At 70.0% G+C, this 19511-nt stretch carries 18 protein-coding genes; 3 read left to right on the top strand and 15 right to left on the bottom strand.

The genetic code is table 11. From position 1 onward, the window contains the following. Positions 1-20: 20 nt before the first annotated feature. Positions 21-194: a high-potential iron-sulfur protein gene (locus tag VMD91_15520; GenBank protein HTW85478.1), complete on the bottom strand. Its 174-nt coding sequence runs from the start codon at positions 192-194 to the stop codon at positions 21-23. Positions 195-433: 239 nt separating this feature from the next. Between VMD91_15520 and VMD91_15515 the strand changes: the two genes are divergently transcribed. After that, positions 434-1144 (top strand): CPBP family intramembrane glutamic endopeptidase, encoded by a 711-nt coding sequence (locus tag VMD91_15515; protein HTW85477.1) that lies wholly within the window; start codon positions 434-436, stop codon positions 1142-1144. Positions 1145-1165: 21 nt separating this feature from the next. Here VMD91_15515 and hslU read toward each other — a convergent pair whose 3' ends face one another. The 5 genes from hslU to topA form a co-directional block, all read right to left on the bottom strand. Further along, on the bottom strand, positions 1166-2614 hold the full coding sequence (gene hslU, locus VMD91_15510; protein HTW85476.1) for an ATP-dependent protease ATPase subunit HslU: 1449 nt from the start codon (positions 2612-2614) through the stop codon (positions 1166-1168). After that, a complete protein-coding gene (hslV, locus tag VMD91_15505; protein ID HTW85475.1) occupies positions 2611-3141 on the bottom strand; it encodes an ATP-dependent protease subunit HslV in 531 nt (176 codons plus the stop codon). The genes hslU and hslV overlap by 4 nt, the downstream gene beginning before the upstream one ends. A gap of 102 nt (positions 3142-3243) precedes the next feature. Further along, on the bottom strand, positions 3244-5289 hold the full coding sequence (locus tag VMD91_15500) for a methyl-accepting chemotaxis protein (GenBank protein ID HTW85474.1): 2046 nt from the start codon (positions 5287-5289) through the stop codon (positions 3244-3246). Positions 5290-5400: 111 nt separating this feature from the next. Then, positions 5401-6756: a methylenetetrahydrofolate--tRNA-(uracil(54)-C(5))-methyltransferase (FADH(2)-oxidizing) TrmFO gene (gene trmFO, locus VMD91_15495; protein ID HTW85473.1), complete on the bottom strand. Its 1356-nt coding sequence runs from the start codon at positions 6754-6756 to the stop codon at positions 5401-5403. Then, the gene (topA, locus tag VMD91_15490) at positions 6756-8906 is read right to left on the bottom strand and encodes a type I DNA topoisomerase (GenBank protein HTW85472.1); all 2151 of its coding nucleotides are present in this window, start codon (positions 8904-8906) and stop codon (positions 6756-6758) included. Before topA ends, trmFO begins: the two co-directional genes overlap by 1 nt. Positions 8907-9126: 220 nt before the next feature. Between topA and VMD91_15485 the strand changes: the two genes are divergently transcribed. Next, positions 9127-9528 (top strand): hypothetical protein, encoded by a 402-nt coding sequence (locus VMD91_15485; GenBank protein ID HTW85471.1) that lies wholly within the window; start codon positions 9127-9129, stop codon positions 9526-9528. Between the two features lie 57 nt (positions 9529-9585). Here the strand turns inward: VMD91_15485 and VMD91_15480 are convergent, their stop codons facing one another. From VMD91_15480 to dxs, 4 genes are all read right to left on the bottom strand, one after another. Continuing rightward, positions 9586-10647, bottom strand: a complete 1062-nt coding sequence (locus VMD91_15480; GenBank protein HTW85470.1) for a dipeptide ABC transporter ATP-binding protein — start codon at positions 10645-10647, stop codon at positions 9586-9588. Continuing rightward, positions 10644-11648, bottom strand: a complete 1005-nt coding sequence (locus tag VMD91_15475; GenBank protein ID HTW85469.1) for an ABC transporter ATP-binding protein — start codon at positions 11646-11648, stop codon at positions 10644-10646. Before VMD91_15475 ends, VMD91_15480 begins: the two co-directional genes overlap by 4 nt. A gap of 3 nt (positions 11649-11651) precedes the next feature. Continuing rightward, on the bottom strand, positions 11652-12065 hold the full coding sequence (locus VMD91_15470; protein HTW85468.1) for a hypothetical protein: 414 nt from the start codon (positions 12063-12065) through the stop codon (positions 11652-11654). Between the two features lie 116 nt (positions 12066-12181). Continuing rightward, entirely contained in the window at positions 12182-14065 is a 1884-nt protein-coding gene (gene dxs / locus VMD91_15465) for a 1-deoxy-D-xylulose-5-phosphate synthase (GenBank protein ID HTW85467.1), read from the bottom strand. Between the two features lie 39 nt (positions 14066-14104). On the opposite strand from dxs, the gene VMD91_15460 reads away from it, so the two are divergent. Then, positions 14105-14737 carry a phosphatase PAP2 family protein gene (locus VMD91_15460; GenBank protein ID HTW85466.1) on the top strand — a complete coding sequence of 211 codons (633 nt, stop codon included), beginning with the start codon at positions 14105-14107 and terminating at the stop codon, positions 14735-14737. On the opposite strand, the gene VMD91_15455 is transcribed toward VMD91_15460, so the two are convergent. The 5 genes from VMD91_15455 to infA are packed head-to-tail and all read right to left on the bottom strand — an operon-like array spanning position 14734 to position 19458. Further along, positions 14734-15735, bottom strand: coding sequence for an aldo/keto reductase (locus tag VMD91_15455; GenBank protein HTW85465.1), 1002 nt, complete (start codon positions 15733-15735; stop codon positions 14734-14736). The two genes, VMD91_15460 and VMD91_15455, sit on opposite strands and share 4 nt — an antisense overlap. Positions 15736-15773: 38 nt before the next feature. Then, positions 15774-16547 carry a glutamate racemase gene (murI, locus tag VMD91_15450; protein HTW85464.1) on the bottom strand — a complete coding sequence of 258 codons (774 nt, stop codon included), beginning with the start codon at positions 16545-16547 and terminating at the stop codon, positions 15774-15776. After that, a complete protein-coding gene (locus VMD91_15445) occupies positions 16544-18586 on the bottom strand; it encodes an N-acetylmuramoyl-L-alanine amidase (protein ID HTW85463.1) in 2043 nt (680 codons plus the stop codon). Before VMD91_15445 ends, murI begins: the two co-directional genes overlap by 4 nt. After that, positions 18558-19064 (bottom strand): GerMN domain-containing protein, encoded by a 507-nt coding sequence (locus VMD91_15440; protein ID HTW85462.1) that lies wholly within the window; start codon positions 19062-19064, stop codon positions 18558-18560. The genes VMD91_15445 and VMD91_15440 overlap by 29 nt, the downstream gene beginning before the upstream one ends. 46 nt (positions 19065-19110) lie before the next feature. After that, complete coding sequence (gene infA, locus VMD91_15435) at positions 19111-19458, bottom strand: translation initiation factor IF-1 (protein ID HTW85461.1); 348 nt, start codon at positions 19456-19458, stop codon at positions 19111-19113. Between the last annotated feature and the right edge of the window lie 53 nt (positions 19459-19511).

The following is a 19511-nucleotide window of genomic DNA, read 5'->3' as shown; positions in this document are numbered from 1 at the left end:
CCGCCTGTCCTACGCTTGGGTTACCGCTTCGCCCAGGCGATGCACCAGCCGTTGGGGCTGATCGTCCCGGTGACGATCGAGCAGCCGTGCGGCGCCCGGAAGAACCGGCAGCCGGCGCACTTCTTGCCGCCCGGACCCGGCTTGTCCTGATAGTGGAATTGCTTCTTGTTGTCAGCAGCCTGAGCGGCCGACAAGGTGGCGCCTACGGCGAACGCCGCGACCGGAATCGCGGCCAGTCGCCGAAGGACGAGTTTACGAGAGATTGATGCTTGCTTGTCGTGTGAGATGGCGCACGCCCCCTTCGTAAGCGACCCGTAAGGTATCCGCGGGTACGATGATGGTACCGATGCGCGCTCCCTCTGACGCCTTCCTCGTGGCGCCGGCGGCGACCACGGCTCGCCGCCCCCGAACGGATGGGCGGGAGCGCATCGCCGTGCCGTTCGTATCCGGCATCGTCGCCGCACTGCTCGCCAGCGCGATCGGTGTCGTCGCATCGTTGCTGGGCGTGCTCGTGGTGATGGTCGCGGTGGTCTTGGCGATCGGCCGAATGCCGTCGGCCGAGGCCGGCCACCCGCTGCTCACGGCGACCGAGCTGATCTTCTACGGCTGCGCCGGCGCGTTCGCGTGGCACCGTCTGCAGAAGCTGCGGCCGGGGACGCTGCGCGTGCCCAACCGCCAGGCGATGGTGGTGATCGCGATCGGCGTCGCCGCGCTGCTGCTCACGCGCGTCCTGCTGGCGATGCAATTGGTCTTCACGCGGCAGACGAACCACGTCCAGGCGGGCTTCGAGCACTACAGCATCGTCACGCACGACGTGCTGGTGACCGACGTCAACGTCGCGCTGAGCCTGTTCTCCTTGGTGCTGCTGGGCCCGTTCGTCGAGGAGGTCGTGTTCCGCGGGCTGCTGTTCGGCGCGCTGGCGTCGAAGCTCGGCGTGTTCGCCGGCGCGCTGCTCAGCGCGGCGATCTTCGGCGCGCTGCACGGCGATCCGGTCCTGTTCGCCTGGCTCGCCGCCGTCGGTTTGGTCAACGCCTTCGCCTACGCCGCGACCGGCAACCTGACCGTGCCGATCGTCCTGCACGCCCTCTCCAACGCCCTGGGCGCGAGCGTTCTGCTCGAAACGTCGCTGCACGCGATGCGCTAGCGCGCGCGGCAGCGACGCTCGCTACAAGATGTAGCTCGACAGATCCGAGTTGCCGGCGACGTCGGCCAAGCGCGTGCGGACGTACGCGGCGTCGATGACGATGGTGCCGCCCTCTTCGGGGGCGCGGAAGGCGACGTCGTCGAGGACGCGCTCGAGGACCGTGTGCAGGCGCCGGGCGCCGATGTTCTCGGTCTGCTCGTTGACGCGGGTGGCGATCTCGGCGATCTCGGTGATCGCGTCGGCGGTGACGTCGAGCGCGACGCCGTCGGCGCCGAGCAGCGCCTTGTACTGGCCGATCAGCGCGTTCTCCGGCTGGGTCAGGATCGTCTCGAAGTCCTTGGCCGTCAGCGACTCGAGCTCGACCCGGACCGGGAAGCGGCCTTGCAGCTCGGGGATCAGGTCCGACGGCTTGGAGACGTGGAACGCGCCGGCGGCGATGAACAGCACGTGGTCGGTCGAGAGCGGGCCGTGCTTGGTCTGCACGGTGCTGCCCTCGACGATCGGCAGGATGTCGCGCTGCACGCCTTCGCGCGAGACGTCGGGTCCGCGCGAGCCCTCGCGGCCGGCGACCTTGTCGATCTCGTCGATGAACACGATCCCGTGTTCGCCCGCGCGCCGCAGCGCCTCGCGCTTGACCGCGTCCATGTCGATCAGCTTGTCCGCCTCTTGTTGCGCGAAGATGCGGCGCGCGTCGGCGACGGTGACCTTCTTCTTCACCCGCTTCTTGGGCAAGAGGCCGCCGAGCATCTCGCCCATGTCGCCGCCGCCTTGACCGCTCATGTCGTTGCCGCCCAGCATCCCGATCGGCAGCTGCGGCGCTTCTTCGACCTCGATCTCGATCAAGCGCACATCGTAGAAACCGCGCTCGACGTCGGCCCGCGCGGCGGCGCGCACGCGCGCCGCTTCGTCGTCGGGCAGTTGGCGCGCGTTGGCCGCGGCCTGCTGCGGTGCTTGTTGGAAGGCGTTGCCGAAGATCGAGCCGAGGGAGCCGAGCGGATTGGGTGCTTGGGCCTGCGGCGCACGGGTCTCGGGGTGCAGGACGTCGACGACGCGCTCGATCGCGGCGTCGTCGGCGGCCGGCGCGACGTCGGCGTGGCGCTCGTCGGAGACCATCCGCACCGCCGCCTCGGCCAGGTCGCGCACCATCGACTCGACGTCGCGCCCGACGTAGCCGACCTCGGTGTACTTGGTCGCCTCGACCTTGATGAACGGCGCACCGGCGAGCAGCGCCAACCGGCGCGCGATCTCGGTCTTGCCGACGCCGGTCGGCCCGATCATCAGGATGTTCTTCGGCACGACCTCTTTGCGGACGTGCTCGGGGAGCCGCTCGCGGCGATAGCGGTTGCGCATCGCGACCGCGACCGCCCGCTTCGCGTCGGCTTGGCCGACGATGTAGCGGTCGAGCGCCGCGACGATCTCCCGCGGCGTGAGGGTGTCGGCGATGGTGAGGACCGGCGCGCCGCTGCTCATATGCTCAGCACCTCCACGTCGTCGTTCGTGTAGATGTCGATGCGGCCGGCAATGCGCAGCGCTTCGCGCGCGATGGCGGCGGCGTCGAGCTGTGAGTAGCCCAGCAGCGCCATCGCGGCGGCTTGCGCGTAGGGGCCGCCGCTGCCGATCGCGGCCACGCCTTCGTCGGGCTCGATCACGTCGCCGGTGCCGGAGAGGACGAACAGGTGCTCGGGCGTGCCGACGATCAGCAGCGCTTCCAGCCGGCGCAGCGCGCGGTCCTGGCGCCAGTCTTTGGCCAACTCGACGGCGGCGCGCACGACGTTGTCTTTGTAGGCGCTCATCTTGCCTTCGAACTTCTCGAGCAAGGTGATGCCGTCCGCGGCGCTGCCGGCGAAACCGGCCAGCACCTTGCCGCCGGCGATCGCGCGCACCTTGCGCGCGCTGTGCTTCATGACGGTCTTGTCGACGGTCACCTGACCGTCGCCCGCCATGGCGATCTTGCCGTCGCGGCGGACGGCGCAGATCGTCGTCGATCGAATCCGCATCCCGGCTCACTACTCCCCGCGCTCCGCACGGGTTGCAGGCTTCGCCTTTCGGCGAAGCTCCTCACCGTCGGCAGGCCGACGGTGAAGGCTTTCAGCGGACGATCAGGGCGTGAGGACTAAGCGCTCGGTGGGGCCGCGGTAGGGGCCGTGGAGGCGCCGGCGCGGTTCCGGGGCCGCCTCCGCGTCCCCGACGCGGAAGGTACCGACGATGCGCGCCAGCGAGGTGGCCTCGGCGCGAATCGTCTCCGTCGCCGCGGTCAGCTGGTCCATCTGCGCCGTCACTTCGACCGACGAGGTCGAGAGCGACTTGGCGGCCGAGGACTGCTGCTCGGCGGCCGACGCCAGCGTGCCGACCGTCTGCGCCACCGAGCCGGTCGTCATCGCCAGCTCGCGCGCCGCCGTCGCGTTCTCCTCGACGATCCCCGAGACGTTGCCCACGTGTGCGCTCAGCTCGCGGCTGACGTGCTGCATGCGCGTCCCGTCGGCCGAGAGCGACTCGGCCAGCTCGCGCGTCCGCCCGACCGCGTCGCCGACGCCCGAGAGCGTCCGCGAGGCGTCCTCGGCCAGACTGCGGCCCTCGTTCATCGTCGAGGCGGCGCTGCGCATCGCCTCGGCGACGCGCGCCGTCTCGGCGCGGATCTCTTGCAGGATCGTGCCGCTCTCGCGCGTCGACTGGGCGGCGCGCTCGGCGAGCTTGCGGACCTCGTCGGAGACGACCGCGAAGCCGCGGCCGTGCTCGCCGGCCCGCGCCGCTTCGATCGCGGCGTTGAGCGCGAGCAGGTTCGTCTGATCGGCGATCTCGTCGATCGCGGAGAGGACGTCGGCGACCGCCGCCGAGCGCTGCGCCAGCGTCGCCATCGCCTGTTCGGTCGCGCGGGCCTGATCGGACGAACGGGCCATCGCCTCGGCCGTCCGGGTGACGACCTGGCTGGCGTTGTTCGTCTCGCGCTCGACGCGCGTCGCCGCGTCGAGGAACTCCGTCGCCGTCGACGCCAGCCGCGCGATCTGTTCGTCGAGCAGCGCGACCTCGCTGCCGGCGGCGCGCACCGCCTCGGCTTGCTCGGCCGCGCCGTTGCCGATCTGCTGCGCAGTCACCGCCAGCTCGCGTGCCGCGTTGTCGATCTCGGCGACGCCGGTGGCCTGCTCGCGCGAGGCGGTCGCGACCCCGTCGCTGCCCTGCGCCACGAATGCGACCGCTTCGCTCGAGGTTCGTGCCGCCATCCCGATCTGCTCGCCGACGGCGGAGAGCTGCTGCGAGGAGTGCGCGATCGCGGCGATCGTATCGCGCAAGCGCGTGGTGGTGGCCGTGAACCGCTCGGCGTTGGCGTGCGACTCCTCGGCCAGCAGGTTGTAGCTGTCGACCAGCGCGGCGATCTCGTCGCCGCCGCCGCGCGCCAGCGGCTCGAGCCGCGGAAACTCGCGCGGCCGCAGATCGCCGGCGGCCAGACCGTCGTACGCGGCGCCGAGCGCCGCGTACGCGGTGGTCGCGATCTCGCGCATCCCGGCGCTGACCCGCTGCAGGCGCCGAGTCAGGCTGCGCGCCGTGCCCAGTGCGATCGCCAACAAGACGATGATGGCGACGGCGCCCACCGCGCTCATCCCCACCAACGCACCGCGCTGCGCGGCGCTGAACTCCGTGCGCGCGTCGGCGGCAGCTTGGGCCGACGCGTCGGTCAGCTTCTGCAGCCGCGACATCACCAGCGCGACCTTCATCTTGACCAGCGCGGGAACGAGTCCCGGCGCGCGAGCGCGCGCCATCGTGCGCAGCGCGTCGATCTGCTGATCGCTCTTGACGATCTCGGGGCGCACCGCGGCGACCGCGGCCGGCATGCCGGGGATCGCGACCGCTTGCGTGGTGAGCTTATCCGTATCGTCGGCGATCTGCTGCGTGACGTTGGTGTACGCGGTGACCCAGATCGGCGTCTCGCCGCGGTAGCCGAGCACGCGCACCAAGCTGACCTTGAACGTCAGCGCGAGGCGCAAGTCGGCCACGGTCTGATCGAAGTCGTGCGCGGCGCTGATCGCCGCGACCCGATCGCCCATCGCGCGCATCTCGCCGACGGCGACTCCGACCACGGCCAGCAGCGCGAGCGCCGCCACCGCGGCCTGCGCGTACAATCGCGCAGCAACCGATTTCTTGAACCACATCCCGCTTTACACCCTTACAGGACCGAACACCCAGGTCCGTCACGTCCCCGTGACTCTTGCTTGGCGTATCGGCCGGGACAAGGGACGACTTGAGCGTCCCTTTACAAAACGCTACGCGTTGGTGAGCGCGCGCGGGGCCAGCGCGGCCGCGAACGCGTCGATATGAGCCAGCGCGCGCTCCGCCATCTTGACCCTTCGCAGACGTTTGTCGCGAATGGTGGTCTCGAGAGGCGAAAAGAAGGTCCAGGTCACATTTGCGGGCTGGAAGTCGTTGGTCTGCGTGTTCTGCAGGTGCGCGACGACCGCGCCGAGCGCGGTGTCGGCGGGAACCGGTACCGCCGTCAGCCCCAGCCGCTCGCGGGCCGCGGCGAGTCCCGCGATGGTGCCGCACGCGGCCGCCTCGACGTAGCCCTCGGCGCCGGTGATCTGGCCGGCGAAGAACACGCGCGGTTCGGCGCGCAGCCGCAGCTCGGGGGTGAGCAGGCGCGGTGCGTCCAGGAACGTGTTGCGGTGCATGACGCCCAGCCGCAGCCACTCGGCGTTGGCGAGTCCCGGCAACTTGCCGAAGGCCTCTTTCTGCGCCGGCCACGTCAACCGCGTCTGGAAGCCGACCAGGTTGAGCGCGGTGCCCGCGGCATTCTCCTTGCGCAGTTGGACGACCGCGTACGGTGCGACGCCGGTGCGCGGATCGCGCAAGCCGACCGGCTTGAGCGGCCCGTAGCGCAGCGTGTCCTCGCCGCGCTCGGCCAGCTCCTCGATCGGCAGACAGCCCTCGAAATACGGCACGTCGCCGGTGGCCGCGTCGAGCTCGAAGCCCTTGGGCTGATGGCGCGGCAGCGCGCGCAAGTCGGCGACGAACTGCAGATACGTCTCGCGGTCGAGCGGAATGTTGAGGTAGTCGTCGCCGTCGCCCTTGTCGTAGCGCGACTTGCGGTACATCGGGGTGAGGTCGAGCGAATCGAGCGCGACGATCGGCGCAGCCGCGTCGTAGTAGTGCAGACGCCCACCGACCAGCGCGTCGATCGCCGCGGCGAGCGGCTCGGAGGGCAGCGGGCCGCAGGCGACGATCACCGTGCCGGCGGCCGGGATCGCGGTGACTTCTTCGCGCCGGATCTCGACGTTGGGGAGCTCGCGCAGCCGCGCTTCGACCAGCGCGCCGAACCGCTCGCGATCGACCGCCAGCGCGCCGCCGGCCGGGACGGCCGCCTCGCGCGCCGCGGTGACGATCAGCGACCCCAGCCGCGCCAGCTCTTCTTTCAGCAAGCCCACGGCGTTCTCGAGCGCCGCGCCGCGCAGCGAGTTCGAGCAGACCAGCTCGGCCAGCGCGCCGGTATGATGCGCCGGCCCGAACTTGTGCGGGCGCATCTCGTAGAGGACGACCCGTGCGCCCTGGCGCGCGGCTTGCCACGCGGCCTCGCTTCCCGCCAGACCGCCCCCGATCACGACGACGTCGGGCGCGTAGGCCACTAGACCGTCTCCAGCTCGGCCTCGTCGGCGTCCTCGGCGGTGCCCAGGCCGGTCGCGTGCGCCTTGTCCGTGTGGCAGGTGTAGATCACCTGACCACCGCGGCGGGTCTTCTCGGTCACGTAATCGCCGCACACCGCGCAGCGCTCCTTGGCGACCTTGTCCCACGACACGAAGTCGCACTTCGGATAGTTGGCGCAGCCGTAGAACGTGCGGCCCTTGCGCGAGCGCCGCTCGGCGATCATGCCGCCGCACTTGGGGCAGATCGCGCCGCTGTCCTTGAGGATCGGCTTCGTCGTCTTGCACTCGGGATAGCCCGTGCAGGACATGAACCGGCCGAAGCGTCCGGTCTTGATGACCATCGGCTTGCCGCAGTTCGGGCAGACTTCGTCCGTCGGCTCGTCGCGCTGCTCGACCTTGGGGAGCTTGCGCTCCGCCTCCTCGAGCTCTTTGGAGAACCCGCCGTAGAACTCGCCCAGCAGCTTGGCGGTCTCGCCCCAATCGCCGCCCTGCTCGGCCAGCGCGTCGAGCTGTGACTCCATCGAGGCGGTGAACGTCAGGTCGACGATCTCCTTGAAGTGCTCGACCAGCAGGTCGTTGACCGCCTCACCGATCTCGGTCGGCTGGAAGCGGCGCTCGATCTGCTCGACGTAGCCGCGCGCCTGAATCGTCTCGACGATCGCGCTGTACGTCGAGGGACGGCCGATGCCGTTCTCCTCGAGCGCGCGAACCAGCGAGGCTTCGGTGAAGCGCGGCGGCGGCTCGGTGAAGTGCTGCTTGGGCTCGATCGCCTTCGTCTCGAGCTGTTCGTTCTCGGCCAGCGCCGGCAGCAGCGGACGCTTCGCGCCCTTGCCGTTTTGCGCCGGATCGGCCGGCGCGTCGTCGACGCCTTCCTCATAGACGGCGGTGTAGCCGGCGAACTTGAGCACGCTGCCGGTGGCCCGGAACGTATAGCGCGCGGTCGCCGCGATGTCGACCGTCGTCTGGTCGTAGACCGCCGGCGCCATCTGCGAGGCGATAAAGCGCTCCCAGATCAACTGGTACAGGCGCATCTCGTCGCGCTTGAGGATGCCGGCCAACGAGTCGGGCGTGCGCATCGCCGCGGTCGGGCGGATCGCCTCGTGGGCGTCCTGCGCGCCTTCCTTGACCTTGAACTGCCGGCCGCCGCTGTGATAGGCCTCACCGAAGCGACCGACGACGTATTCCCGCGCGGCCTCGCGCGCCGAGTCCGCGATGCGGGTCGAGTCGGTGCGCATATAGGTGATGAGGCCCTGCGTCCCCTCGGACCCGCCCAGATCGACGCCTTCGTACAGAGCCTGGGCGATCTGCATCGTCTTGCGCACGCGGAACTTCAGCTTGCGCGAGGCTTCCTGTTGCAGGGTCGAGGTCGTGAACGGAGCCGCCGGGTTGCGGCGCGTCTCGCGCGTCTTGACCGACGCGACGCGGAACGGGGCGCCGGTGACGGCGTCGACGATCGCCTGCGCCTGCTCGCCGGTGGAAATCTCGGCCTTCTTCCCGTCGACCTGATACAGGTCGGCAGCGAAGACGATCGGCGATCCCTCCGACGCCAGCTGCGCCGTGATGGTCCAGTACTCGCGGGGGACGAAGGCCCGAATCTCGCGCTCGCGGTCGACGATCAACCGCACGGCGACCGACTGCACGCGCCCGGCCGACAGGCCGCCGCGCACCTTGGCCCACAGCAGCGGCGAGATCTTGTAGCCCACCAGCCGGTCCAGGATGCGGCGCGCCTGCTGCGCGTTGACCCGCGGCATGTCGATCGGATGCGGGTCGCGCAACGCCGCCAGTGCCGCGTCCTTGGTGATCTCGTGGAGCTCGATGCGCTTGGGATTCTCGAGCTTGAGGAGCTCGGCGAGATGCCACGCGATCGCCTCGCCCTCGCGATCGGGGTCGGTCGCCAGGTAGACGTCGGTCGCCGTTTTGGCCGCCGCCTTGAGCTCCTTGATGATGTCGCCCTTCCCTTTGATGGTCAGGTAGCGCGGCAGAAACTCGTTCTCGACGTCGACCCCGAGCGTCGACTTCGGGAGGTCCCGGACATGGCCCACCGACGCCTTCACGACGAAGCGCGCAGGCAAGAATTTCTTGATGGTTTTCGCTTTGGTCGGCGACTCGACGATGATCAGGGGCTTCGCCACTGCGGTCTCCCGTGGGTGCGGCTCGGTCAGGAACGAGCTTCGGGCCACAGTATAAACCCGGACGTCAAGCGTCTCCAACGCTTTCGCGGGCGCGCGTAGAACCGCCGCCGCGGCCCAAGAGTTGCACGAAACGCGAAATGCGTGTATTCTGCGATCAAATGCGCCGACGCGTCGGCGCAGTACCGATACGACACTCCGTCCGCGCGGACGAGGAGGTTGAATGACGGACATGGACACCGGCATGCCGGATGCGGCGCCGGCTGCGGCAGCGCCGCGACGCCGGAAGAGCAGCCGGAAAAAAGCCGGTACCCGCAAGAAAGCCACCGCCCGGAAAAAGACCGGCGGTCGCAAGAAGGCCGCCAAGAAGTCCACGACGGCGCGCAAGAAGACCGGCGGGCGTAAGAAGGCCGCCAAGAAGTCGACGGCGCGTAAGAAGACCGGCGGCCGCAAGAAGACGGCGGGACGTAAGAAGACCGCGAAGAAGACGGGTGGCCGGAAGAAGGCCGGTGGTCGGAAGAAGACCGCCGGACGCAAGAAGGCCGCCAAGAAGACCGGCGGTCGCAAGAAGACCACCCGGAAGAAGACGACCCGCAAGAAGGCTTCTCGCAAGAAGAAGGCCTGACCAAAACGGACGAGGGGAGCTCGCGCTCCCCTCGTTTCTTTTTTCGCCTCGCCGGCGCTAGCCGCTGATGACCGCCGGCCCGGCGCTCAAGTCCGGCGCTTTGCCGCCGTGCTCTTCGACCCAATGGCACGCGGCGCGATGTCCGGGCTCGTATTCGATGAACGCCGGCACCTGGACCGAGCAGCGGTCGAACGCAACCGGGCAGCGGGTGTGGAAGCGGCAACCCGAGGGCGGATTCACCGGCGAGGGGATGTCGCCGGTCAGGATGATCCGCTTGCGGCGCCGCTCGACGGCCGGATCCGGGATCGGGATCGCCGAGAGCAGCGCCTGCGTGTAGGGGTGCAGCGGGTTGGTGTAGAGACGGTCGCGATCGGCCAGCTCGACGATCTTGCCGACGTACATCACCGCGACCCGGTTCGAGATGTGGCGGACGACCGAGAGGTCGTGCGCGATGAACAGGTAGGTCAGCCCCAGCTGCTGCTGCAGGTCTTGGAGCAGGTTGATGACCTGTGCCTGGATCGAGACGTCGAGCGCCGAGACCGGCTCGTCGGCCACGATGAACTTCGGATCGACCGCCAGCGCGCGCGCGATCCCGATGCGCTGACGCTGCCCGCCGGAGAACTCGTGCGGATAGCGGTTGGCGTGGTACGGCTGGAGCCCGACCAGCCGCAAGAGCTCTTGGACCCGCGCATCGGCCGCCTTGCCGTGCGCGATCCCGTGGATCTCGAGCGGCTCGCGAACGATCGCGCCGACCGTCATGCGCGGGTTGAGCGACGCATACGGGTCTTGGAAGATGATCTGCATCTCCTTGCGCAAGGGACGCAGCTCGTTGCGCGAGAGCCCGATCAGCTCGCGCCCGGCGAAGGTCACGCTGCCCGAGGTCGCGGGGGCGAGACCGAGGATGACCCGGCCGGCCGTCGTCTTGCCCGAACCGGACTCGCCGACCAGACCCAGCGTCTCCCCGCGCCGGATCTCGAAGTCGATGCCGTCGACCGCTTTGACGTCGGCGACGTGGCGCTGCAGCAGCCCGGCGGTGATGGGGAAGTACTTCTTGAGGTCGCGGACGACGACCAGATCGTCGACGGCGGCGCCGGCCGCGGGCTCGATCGCGGCGCTCACGGCACGATCCCGGGCTGGGCGATCTTCGGTTGTCCCTCGGCGCGCGGATCGTACAGGAAGCACCGCGCGACGTGCCCGGCGCCGAAGTCGAACAACGGCACCGGCTCGTCGCAGATCGGCATCCGCTGCGGACAGCGCGGCGCGAACGCGCAGCCCGGCGGCATGCGCAGCAGGTTCGGCGGCTGGCCTTCGATCGGAACGAGCCGGTCGCCGGCCTGATCCAAGCGCGGCAGCGACTCCAGCAGGCCGACCGTGTAGGGCATCTTGGGCGCATCGAAGATCTGCTGGGCGCTGCCGTACTCGACCATGTTGCCGCCGTACATGACCAGCACGTTCTCGCAGGTCTCGGCGACGACGCCCAGGTCGTGGGTGATCAGGATGATGGCCGAGCCCAACCGCTCCTGCATCTCGTTCATCAGCTCGATGATCTGGGCTTGAATGGTCACGTCGAGCGCGGTCGTCGGCTCGTCGGCGATCAGGACCGCCGGGTCGCACGAGAGCGCCATCGCGATCATGACGCGCTGCCGCATCCCGCCCGAGAACTGGTGCGGGTAGTCGCGCACGCGCTTCTCGGCGGCCGGGATGCGCACCAGCCGCAGCATGTCGATCGCCTTGTCGACGGCGTCTTTCTTCGAAAGGCCCAAATGCAGCCGCGTCGCTTCGGCGATCTGCTCGCCGACCGTCAGGACCGGGTTGAGCGAGGTCATCGGGTCCTGGAAGATCATCGCGATGTCGCGGCCGCGGATGCGTCGCATCTCGGCCTCGCTCTTCTTCAACAGGTCCTCGCCCTTGAAGAGCACGCGACCGTGCTCGACCCGGCCGTTGGACGCCAACAGGCGCATGATCGAGAGCGAGGTGACCGATTTGCCCGAGCCGGACTCGCCGACGATCCCGAGCGTCGAGCCGGGCTCGACCGAGAACGAGAGCCCGTTGACGGCGGCGACGTCGCCGTCGTCCGTCTTGAAGATCGTCTTGAGGTCGTGGACCTCGAGCAGCGCCAAGAGCTAGATCCCGGTCAGTGAAACGATCGTGGCCACGACGACGAACGAGACGGCGACGAACTGCGTGACGCGCGCGATCTGCTGATCCAGACCCAGCCGCCGCGTCGAGGACTCGACGCGGCCGCCCAGCGTACCGCTGAGCCCTTCTTGCTTGGTGGTCTGGAGCGCGAGCAGCGTCACCAGCAGCACCCCCAGGATGATGAAGAGCCCGGCCAAACCGTGCGTCAGCCAGGGCGCGTGCGTCGCGATCGGCGAGTGCGGCGTCGTATCGAACGTGAGGCCCGGCGGCAGCGTGAGCGGAACGGTCTTGGCGGCGGCGCCTCCAGCCGTCTTGGCGGCGTGGGCGACGGCGTGACCGGCAGCGGTGGTGGCCGGCGTGAGCGCGGTCGTCGCGGCGGCGAGCAGGGCGGGCAGCACGATAGGGGACTCCTGGGTGAGAAGAACCGCCGGGGTTTGGCCTCGGCCCGGCTAAACCCCTCTTGCCCGAAAGGGCGGGCCGCCAAGGCGGCTCGCCCGTTCGCCTCGCGTTCGGCTCAGGTTCGACTCGGAGCGAGGGCCCGCACGCGCGCGGCGACGTTCTCGGCGGAGAGGCCGACGGCGGCGCGCTGCAGCTCGACCTTGTTGTGCTGGATGAGCACGTTCGGAACGCCGATCCGCTCGACGCCGACCGCGATCCCGCGGTCGTTGAGGAACTCCGTCACCGCCGAGCCGAAACCGCCCGCGAGGCTGTGCTCCTCGAGCGTGATGAAGCGCGAGTGCGTCTCGGCCAGCTCCAGCAGCAGCGTCTCGTCGAGCGGCGCGACGAAGCGCGCGTTCACGACGGTCGGCTCGACGCCGTCCGCCTCGAGCAGCGCGTACGCGTCGAGCGCGACGTCGACCGTGTTGCCGAGCGCGAGGATGGCGACCTCGCTGCCGGCGCGCAGCACCTCGGCGCGCCCGAGCACCAGCGGTGCGAGCGGCTCGTCGTGCTTCCCGCTGGTGGTGCCGCGCGGATAGCGCAGCGCGGCCGGTCCGTCGAGCGTCAGCGCGAGGTCGAGCATCGGCGCGACCTCGGCCTCGTTGCGCGGCGCCATGATCGTGATGCCCGGCAGCGTGCGCAGATAGGCGACGTCGTAGAGGCCCATGTGCGTCGGGCCGTCGTCGCCGACGAAGCCGGCGCGGTCCATCGCGAAGACGACCGGCAGCCCTTGGATCGCGACGTCGTGCACGACTTGGTCGTAGGCGCGCTGCAAGAACGTCGAGTAGATCGCGGCGACCGGTCGTAGCCCGCGGGTCGAGGCGCCGGCGGCGAAGCAGACGGCGTGCGCCTCGGCGATCCCGACGTCGAAGTACCGGTCGGGGAACCGCTTGGCGAACTTCGCCAGGCCCGTGCCGTCCGGCATCGCCGCGGTGATGCCGACCACCCGCTGATCGCGCTCGGCCGCGGCGATCAGCGCGTCGGCGAAGGCCTGCGCGAACGTCGGCCGGGCGCTCTTCTTCTCCAGCTTTCCTTCGTCGGGATGGTAGACGCCGGGCCCGACGCCGTGGAACGTGCGGCTGTCGTCCTCGGCGATGCCGAAGCCCTTGCCCTTGACGGTCTTGACGTGCAGCAGCACCGGACCCGGGATGCGCCGCGCGTTGGAGAGCACGTCGAGCAGCGTGTCGACGTCGTGACCGTCGATCGGGCCGATGTACCGGAAGCCCATCTCCTCGAAGATGACCGGCGCCTTGTGCTCCGCGGAGACGAAGCGCATCCCGGCCATCTCGGCGGTCGAGAGCGCCTTGCGCGCGGTCTCGCCGAGGGGGACGTGGTCGAGCACGCCCTTGACGAACTCGCGGCCGCGCGTGAAGAGCGGCTTGGAGCGCAGCACGCCCAGGTACGAGGCGATCGAGCCGACGTTGGGGGCGATCGACATCTCGTTGTCGTTGAGCACGACGATGAAGTTGCTCTTCAGCAGCCCGGCGTTGTTGATGGCCTCGTAGGCCAGTCCGCCGGTCATCGCGCCGTCGCCGATGACGGCGACGACGGTCTCGCGGCCGCCGGCCAGATCGCGCGCGGTCGCCATGCCGAGCGCCGCCGAGATCGCGGTCGAGGCGTGGCCGGCGCCGAAGTGGTCGTACTCGGACTCGCTGCGCATGGTGAAACCGCTGATGCCGCCGCCCTGGCGCAGCGTGTCGAAACGCGACGCACGGCCGGTCAGCAGCTTGTGGACGTAGCTCTGATGGCTGACGTCCCAGACGACGACGTCGCGCGGCAGGTCGAGGATGCGGTGCAGCGCGATGGTCAGCTCGACGACCCCGAGGTTCGGGGCCAAGTGGCCCCCGTTGGCCGCGCAGACCCGGATCAGCGTCTCCCGAATCTCGCGCGCGAGCTGGTCCAGCTCAGGGCGCGTCAGCCGCTTGACGTCGGCCGGCGAGGCGATGCGCTCGAGGATCATCCGGGGGTGTTCGACGGCAAGGGCCGAAGGCCCGTCCCCGTGCAGGCCCTCCCCCCGCAGCCGGCGTCGCTGCGCGTGCGCAAGCGAGCATGGACCGACGTGGCGCGGATCCTCTCGACGGTCTGCAACCCCTTCCTGACCTCGCTCGCACTGTTCGTCATTCTGGCCGGGGCCCGGTCCACCGGGACACACGACTTCCTGGTCCTGCTCTTCAACAGCGCGTTCTTCACCTCGATCGCGCCGATGCTGTTCATCTTCTACCTGTACGCGACCGACCGGATCTCGGACCTGGACATGTCGATCCGTTCCGAGCGCGAGCGGGTCTTCATCGCGTTCGTCATCTTCTACGCGCTGGGTGCGCTCGATCTGTGGGCGATCCACGCGCCGGCGATCATGACCGCCTCGATGGCCGGCTACGCCGCCAGCGCGCTGGTCGTGCAGTGGATCACGCGCTACTGGAAGATCTCGACGCACGCGCTCGGCATCACCGCGCCGCTGGTCGCGCTCACCGTGCTCTTCGGCGAGCGCCCCGTGCCGTTCTACGTCCTGATCCCGCTGGTCGGCTGGGCGCGCGTCTACCTGCGCGCCCACACCGTCCTGCAAGTCGTCGCCGGAACGCTCCTAGCGCTGGTGACGACCCTGCTGTTCTTTCGAATCTTTCACGTCGTCTAGAGACTGAGCTGCTCGGCCTCGATCAGGGCGCGGCCGGCCTCGTTGTAGCGGTCGCCCTTGACCTTGCTCGCGATCGCGTCGAGCTGGGCGAGGTCGTCGGCGTCGAGCGCGATCTGCAGCGCGCCGGCGTTCTCTTCGACGCGGGCGGGCTTGGTGGTGCCGGGGATCGGGACGAAGTGCTCGTTGCGCGAGAGCACCCAGGCGAGCGCGATCTGCGCCGGCGTCGCGCCGTGCTTCGCCGCGACGGCTTTGACGATCTCGACCAGCTTCGCGTTGTTCGCCGCGGCGTCGCCGATGAAGCGCGGGTTGGTGTGGCGGAAATCGCTCGCGTCGAGCGAGTCGGCCGTCACCGTACCGGTGAGGAAGCCGCGGCCCAGCGGGGAGTAGGGGACGAAGCCGATGCCCAGCTCCGCCAGCGTCGGCAGCACCTCGTCTTCGACGCCGCGCGTCCACAGCGAGTACTCGCTCTGCACCGCGGTGATCGGATGGACCGCGTGCGCGCGCCGGATCGTCGCGGCCGAGGCTTCCGAGAGGCCGATGAAGCGGACCTTGCCGGACTGCACCGCCTCGGCCATCGCGCCGACGGTCTCCTCGATCGGCACCTTGGGATCGACGCGGTGCTGGTACCACAGGTCGACGTAGTCGACGTTCAGCCGTTTGAGCGAACCTTCGAGCGCGCGCTTGGCGTTCGCCGGCGAGCTGTCGGCGCCGTCGATGCGCTTGCCGTCCTTGAACGAGAAACCGAATTTCGTCGCCAGCTGCACCTGGTCGCGGCGGCCGGCGATGGCGGCGCCGACGACTTCCTCGTTGCGGAACGGGCCGTAGATCTCGGCCGTGTCGATCATGGTGATGCCCAGATCGAGCGCACGGTGGATCGCTTGCGTCCCCGACTCTTCGGCCGGCGGGCCGTAGGCGAACGAGATGCCCATGCAGCCCAGCCCGAGCGCGGACGTCTCGAGCCGCCCGAGCGTGCGGCGCGGAATGGTGATCGTGCTCATGCCCGGTTCGACACCGGCACGTTTCGCGCGGATGCGCGCTAACGAGCGACCAGGCCTGCCACGCGTCCGGTCAGATCGCCGGTCCAGCGGCGCACCGATGCTTCGAACGCGACCGGATCGCCGTTGGTGTAGTAGGTCGTCGTTCCGTTGCCCGCCGGCAGACCCAGCCGCGCGACGAGCGCGTTCGTCGCAGCGGCTTGCGCGTGCGCGGGGTCGATGCGGGCGACGTTCGGGCCGAGCGCGCCCGCGAACCAGGCGTCGAGCAGCGGGTAGTGCGTGCAGCCGTAGACGAGCGCGTCGAGGTCGTCCGGCAGCGCGGCGACGACGGCCGCGACGGCGTCGCGCGCCGCATCGCTGTCCGCGGCACCACGTTCGACCAGCGGTACCAGCGGCGGCGCGGCCAGCTCGACGACCTCGGCGTGCGGAGCGGCGGCGCGGATCGCGCGGCCGTAGGCGCCGCTGCGCACGGTGGCGGCGGTCGCGACGACGCCGATCTTGCGCAGCGGCGAGCCCGCGAACGAGGCGCCGGCGGTCGCCACGATGTCGAGCACCGGGAACGCCGTCGCCGGCCAGCCGGCGCGCTGCGCGATCGCGCAGCTGGTGTTGCAGGCCGTCACCACCGCCGCCACGTCCAGCTCGGCCAACAGCGCGAGGTTCTCGCTCAGGTACCCGAGGATCTGCGCGTCGGTGCGGTCGCCGTACGGGACGTGGGCCTGGTCGGCGAAGTAGACGACGTCCTGGTCGACGCCGGCACCGCGTAGCGCGCGCAGGACGGTCAAGCCGCCCAGCCCCGAGTCGTAGAGACCGATCACTGCGGCGCGCTCAGCGAGCTCTGCTGCTGCGAGCCGGCGAAGCTGCGCACGCCGCTGGCGATCCCTTGCGCGACGTGCTGCAAGAACGACGACTCGCGCAACAGCGCGACGTCCTCGGGGTTGGTGATGAAGGCCGTCTCGATCAGCACGGCGGGCATCGTCGTATGTCTGATCACGTAGAAGTTCGCGTGTCGGGTGCCGTCGTCGGGCGTGCCGGCGGCGGCGATGACGCTCTTCTCGAGCGCCTGGGCGAAGGGCAGATCCTGCGGCTTGTACCAGAAGAAGGTCGTGCCGCGCGCGCTGACGATCGGCGCGCTGTTGACGTGGATGCTGATGAACAAGCGCGCGTTCACGTCGTTGGCGACGTCGCAGCGGGTCTGCAGGTAGGCGCGATCGGTCGGGTTGGGCAGGCCGTCGGCGCGCATCTTGACCAAGTTCGCCTGGCTGACCGGGTCGATGTCGGTGTCGCGCGTCATGCGCACGGTCCAGCCCTGCGCGATCAGCAGCGTCTTGAGCCGGTCGGCGATCTCGAGGGTCAGGGTTTTCTCGGTCAGGCCGTTGTGCTCGGTGCCGTGGTCCTCGCCGCCGTGCCCGGGATCAATGACGATGATGCGCGAGCCGTTGCCGAAGACCACCGGCGCGTACGGGGCCACCGGCGCCGGCGCCGGTGTCGGCGACGCCGCCGCGCCGTACTTCCAGGTGCCGTCGGGGTTCATCATCTCGCTGGGCGGCGAACCGGTCGGCACGGCGCTGGCGACCAGCGGCGCGCCGCCGGTGCGACCGCCGCCGCTGCGCGCCACGTCGGTCGTGGTGGCCGTCTCGACCGTGATGGCGAGGCCGGTGGCGACCGGGGCGAGATCGATCTGCTGGTCGCCGCTGAGCGAGAAGGCGATGCGCACCGCGGGCGCATCGTCGCTGCCGATCTGCGCGACCCGCACCGACTGCACCGCACCGAAGGACGGCTGCTCGTTGCGTCCCGGTCCGGTCAGCGTCGTGTTGGCGAGGTCGACGTACCAGCGATGGTCGGCCAAGCGGTGCCAGGTGTACGAGACCGCGCCGCTGAGCGCGACCTGCACCGTGAGCGCATCGTCGGCACCGGGCGTGATCTGCAGGTCGGTGACCGTCGCACGGCCGGCGACCAGGGGCGGCGCCGCCGTCGGCGGCGTCTGCGGATAGCTCGACGAGGGCGTCTGGTCCGTACCGGGTTCGGTGGCGGGTTCGGTGCCCAGCGGCGGCGGCGTCGGCGGCGTGCGTGAGAACACGCCGCCCGCGCCGCCGGCGGCGTCGAACACGACGGTCAGCGTCGCCGGCGTCGAGCCTTGCAGGATGCGGTGCGTCGAACCCGGCGCGCCGACGATCGTCAGCGTCGTGGTCGGCACGCGGGCCGAGCCGCCGACGCCGACGTCGACGGCGCGGACGGCGGGGCCGAGCGCGCTCTGCAGCGGCCCGACCGCGCTGCCCTGGCCGACGAACGCCAGCTGCAGCTGCTCGGGCGTGTCGCTCTGACTGCTGGTGACCAGCGGCATCGCCGCGCGCACGGTCACCGTCGTGCGGCCGCCGTCGGTGCGCACCTCGAGCGCGCCGATGCGCGGCTGCAAGACGGTCTCACCCTCGCCGGGCACGGGGTCGACGTACAGCGCGCGCGCCAGCGTGAAGAACGGCAGATCGACGTCGTCGCCGTCGGCGTGCGGCGCGAACGGTGCGCGCGCCCGCACGCCGCCGACCGTGTAGGCGGCGTCGCCGACCGTGAACACGATCGTGCGCCGGTCCTGAGCGGTGACGACGACGTACTTCTGTTGCGGGTCGTACGAGACCGTCGCGCCGAGCCGTTGGAGGAAGCGTTGCATCCCCGGGTCGCGGGTAGGGACCGCGAGGTCGTCGTCGAGCGGAATCGCCCGCGCGAGGATCAGCTGGGTCCCTTGGAACCAGAGTGGTTGCGTCTGCTGCGCGCGCGCCGGCGGCGCGATCGAGAACGCGAGCACCGCGCACGCCAGCGCGGCGAGAACGCGATCAGAAAGACGAGCGCGAGAGTGGTTCATCGAGCTCGAGGTGCCCTCCGGGAAGCGTCGCGATGCGGGAACCCTCGACGCGCACGCGCACGGCGTCGATGCCGAGCCCGGGCTGCGTGAGGGTCCAGACGAGTGCTTTGAACTCCGCCGCCTCGACGAAGCCGCCCTCGGCGGAGCTGTCGACTTCGCGCGAGAGGTCGACGTCGGCCGTCGTCCCGTCGAGGTCGAGGCTGCGCACGCGCGTGCCGGCCGGGAAGCGCACGGCTTCCACGCTCGGCGGCGGACCGGCGAGGCACTGGGTGGCGGCGTAGAAGGCGACGCTCGACCGGTCGCGGGCCGAGCCGAGCGAGACGCGCCACGGCACGAGCGTCGTGCCGTCCGTTTTCGCGTAATACACCGTCACCGCGTCGCCGACACCCGGCGTGGTCGTACGGTGGGTCGCCCACCACGCCGCCGCCACGGCAACGAAGAACAGGGCGATCAGCGCCAAGGCGCGCGACGCTCGCATCTTGGAGTGCAAACGTTCGTCGCGCCCTAGACGTTCGCCCGCCGCGCTACGTCGCGTTACGCCCCTGTCGGCGATATGTGATGCGGCCGCGCGTCAGATCGTACGGCGAGAGCTCGACGTCGACGTCGTCACCCGGGGTGATGCGGATGCGAAAGCGGCGGAGCCGGCCGGCCAGGCTGGCGAGGATCGTGTGACCGTTTTCGAGCTCGACCTTGAACGTCGAGCTGGGGAACGTTTCGATCACGCGGCCGACCAGGCTCAGCGTGTCTTCTTTCGGGGCGGATTGTTCGAGCGGGGCGCGGCGCCGGCGTTTGCCGCCGCCTCCCTTTCTGCGCGGAGGGGGAATGGGAGCTCCTTCGTTACTAGCGGTAGCTGCTCTGCAGGCAAGAGACACCTTCGGCGTCCGACTCGGATTCGCCGCTCGGCGCGGTGCTCGGATTCAGCCCG

Source organism: Candidatus Sulfotelmatobacter sp., from assembly GCA_035504415.1.
Lineage (GTDB): Bacteria > Vulcanimicrobiota > Vulcanimicrobiia > Vulcanimicrobiales > Vulcanimicrobiaceae > Vulcanimicrobium.
Note: the sequence above shows the minus strand (reverse complement) of the source record. Positions and strands in the feature narration are given on the sequence as shown.

Bases quoted from the DNA above. Each gene is read 5' to 3' on its own strand.
- hslU (HTW85476.1), bottom strand. From the start codon at position 2,614: ATGAGCAGCGGCGCGCCGGTCCTCACCATCGCCGACACCCTCACGCCG.
- hslV (HTW85475.1), bottom strand. From the start codon at position 3,141: ATGCGGATTCGATCGACGACGATCTGCGCCGTCCGCCGCGACGGCAAG.
- VMD91_15500 (HTW85474.1), bottom strand. From the start codon at position 5,289: ATGTGGTTCAAGAAATCGGTTGCTGCGCGATTGTACGCGCAGGCCGCG.
- VMD91_15485 (HTW85471.1), top strand. From the start codon at position 9,127: ATGACGGACATGGACACCGGCATGCCGGATGCGGCGCCGGCTGCGGCA.
- dxs (HTW85467.1), bottom strand. From the start codon at position 14,065: ATGATCCTCGAGCGCATCGCCTCGCCGGCCGACGTCAAGCGGCTGACG.
- VMD91_15455 (HTW85465.1), bottom strand. From the start codon at position 15,735: ATGAGCACGATCACCATTCCGCGCCGCACGCTCGGGCGGCTCGAGACG.
- VMD91_15445 (HTW85463.1), bottom strand. From the start codon at position 18,586: ATGAACCACTCTCGCGCTCGTCTTTCTGATCGCGTTCTCGCCGCGCTG.
- VMD91_15440 (HTW85462.1), bottom strand. From the start codon at position 19,064: ATGCGAGCGTCGCGCGCCTTGGCGCTGATCGCCCTGTTCTTCGTTGCC.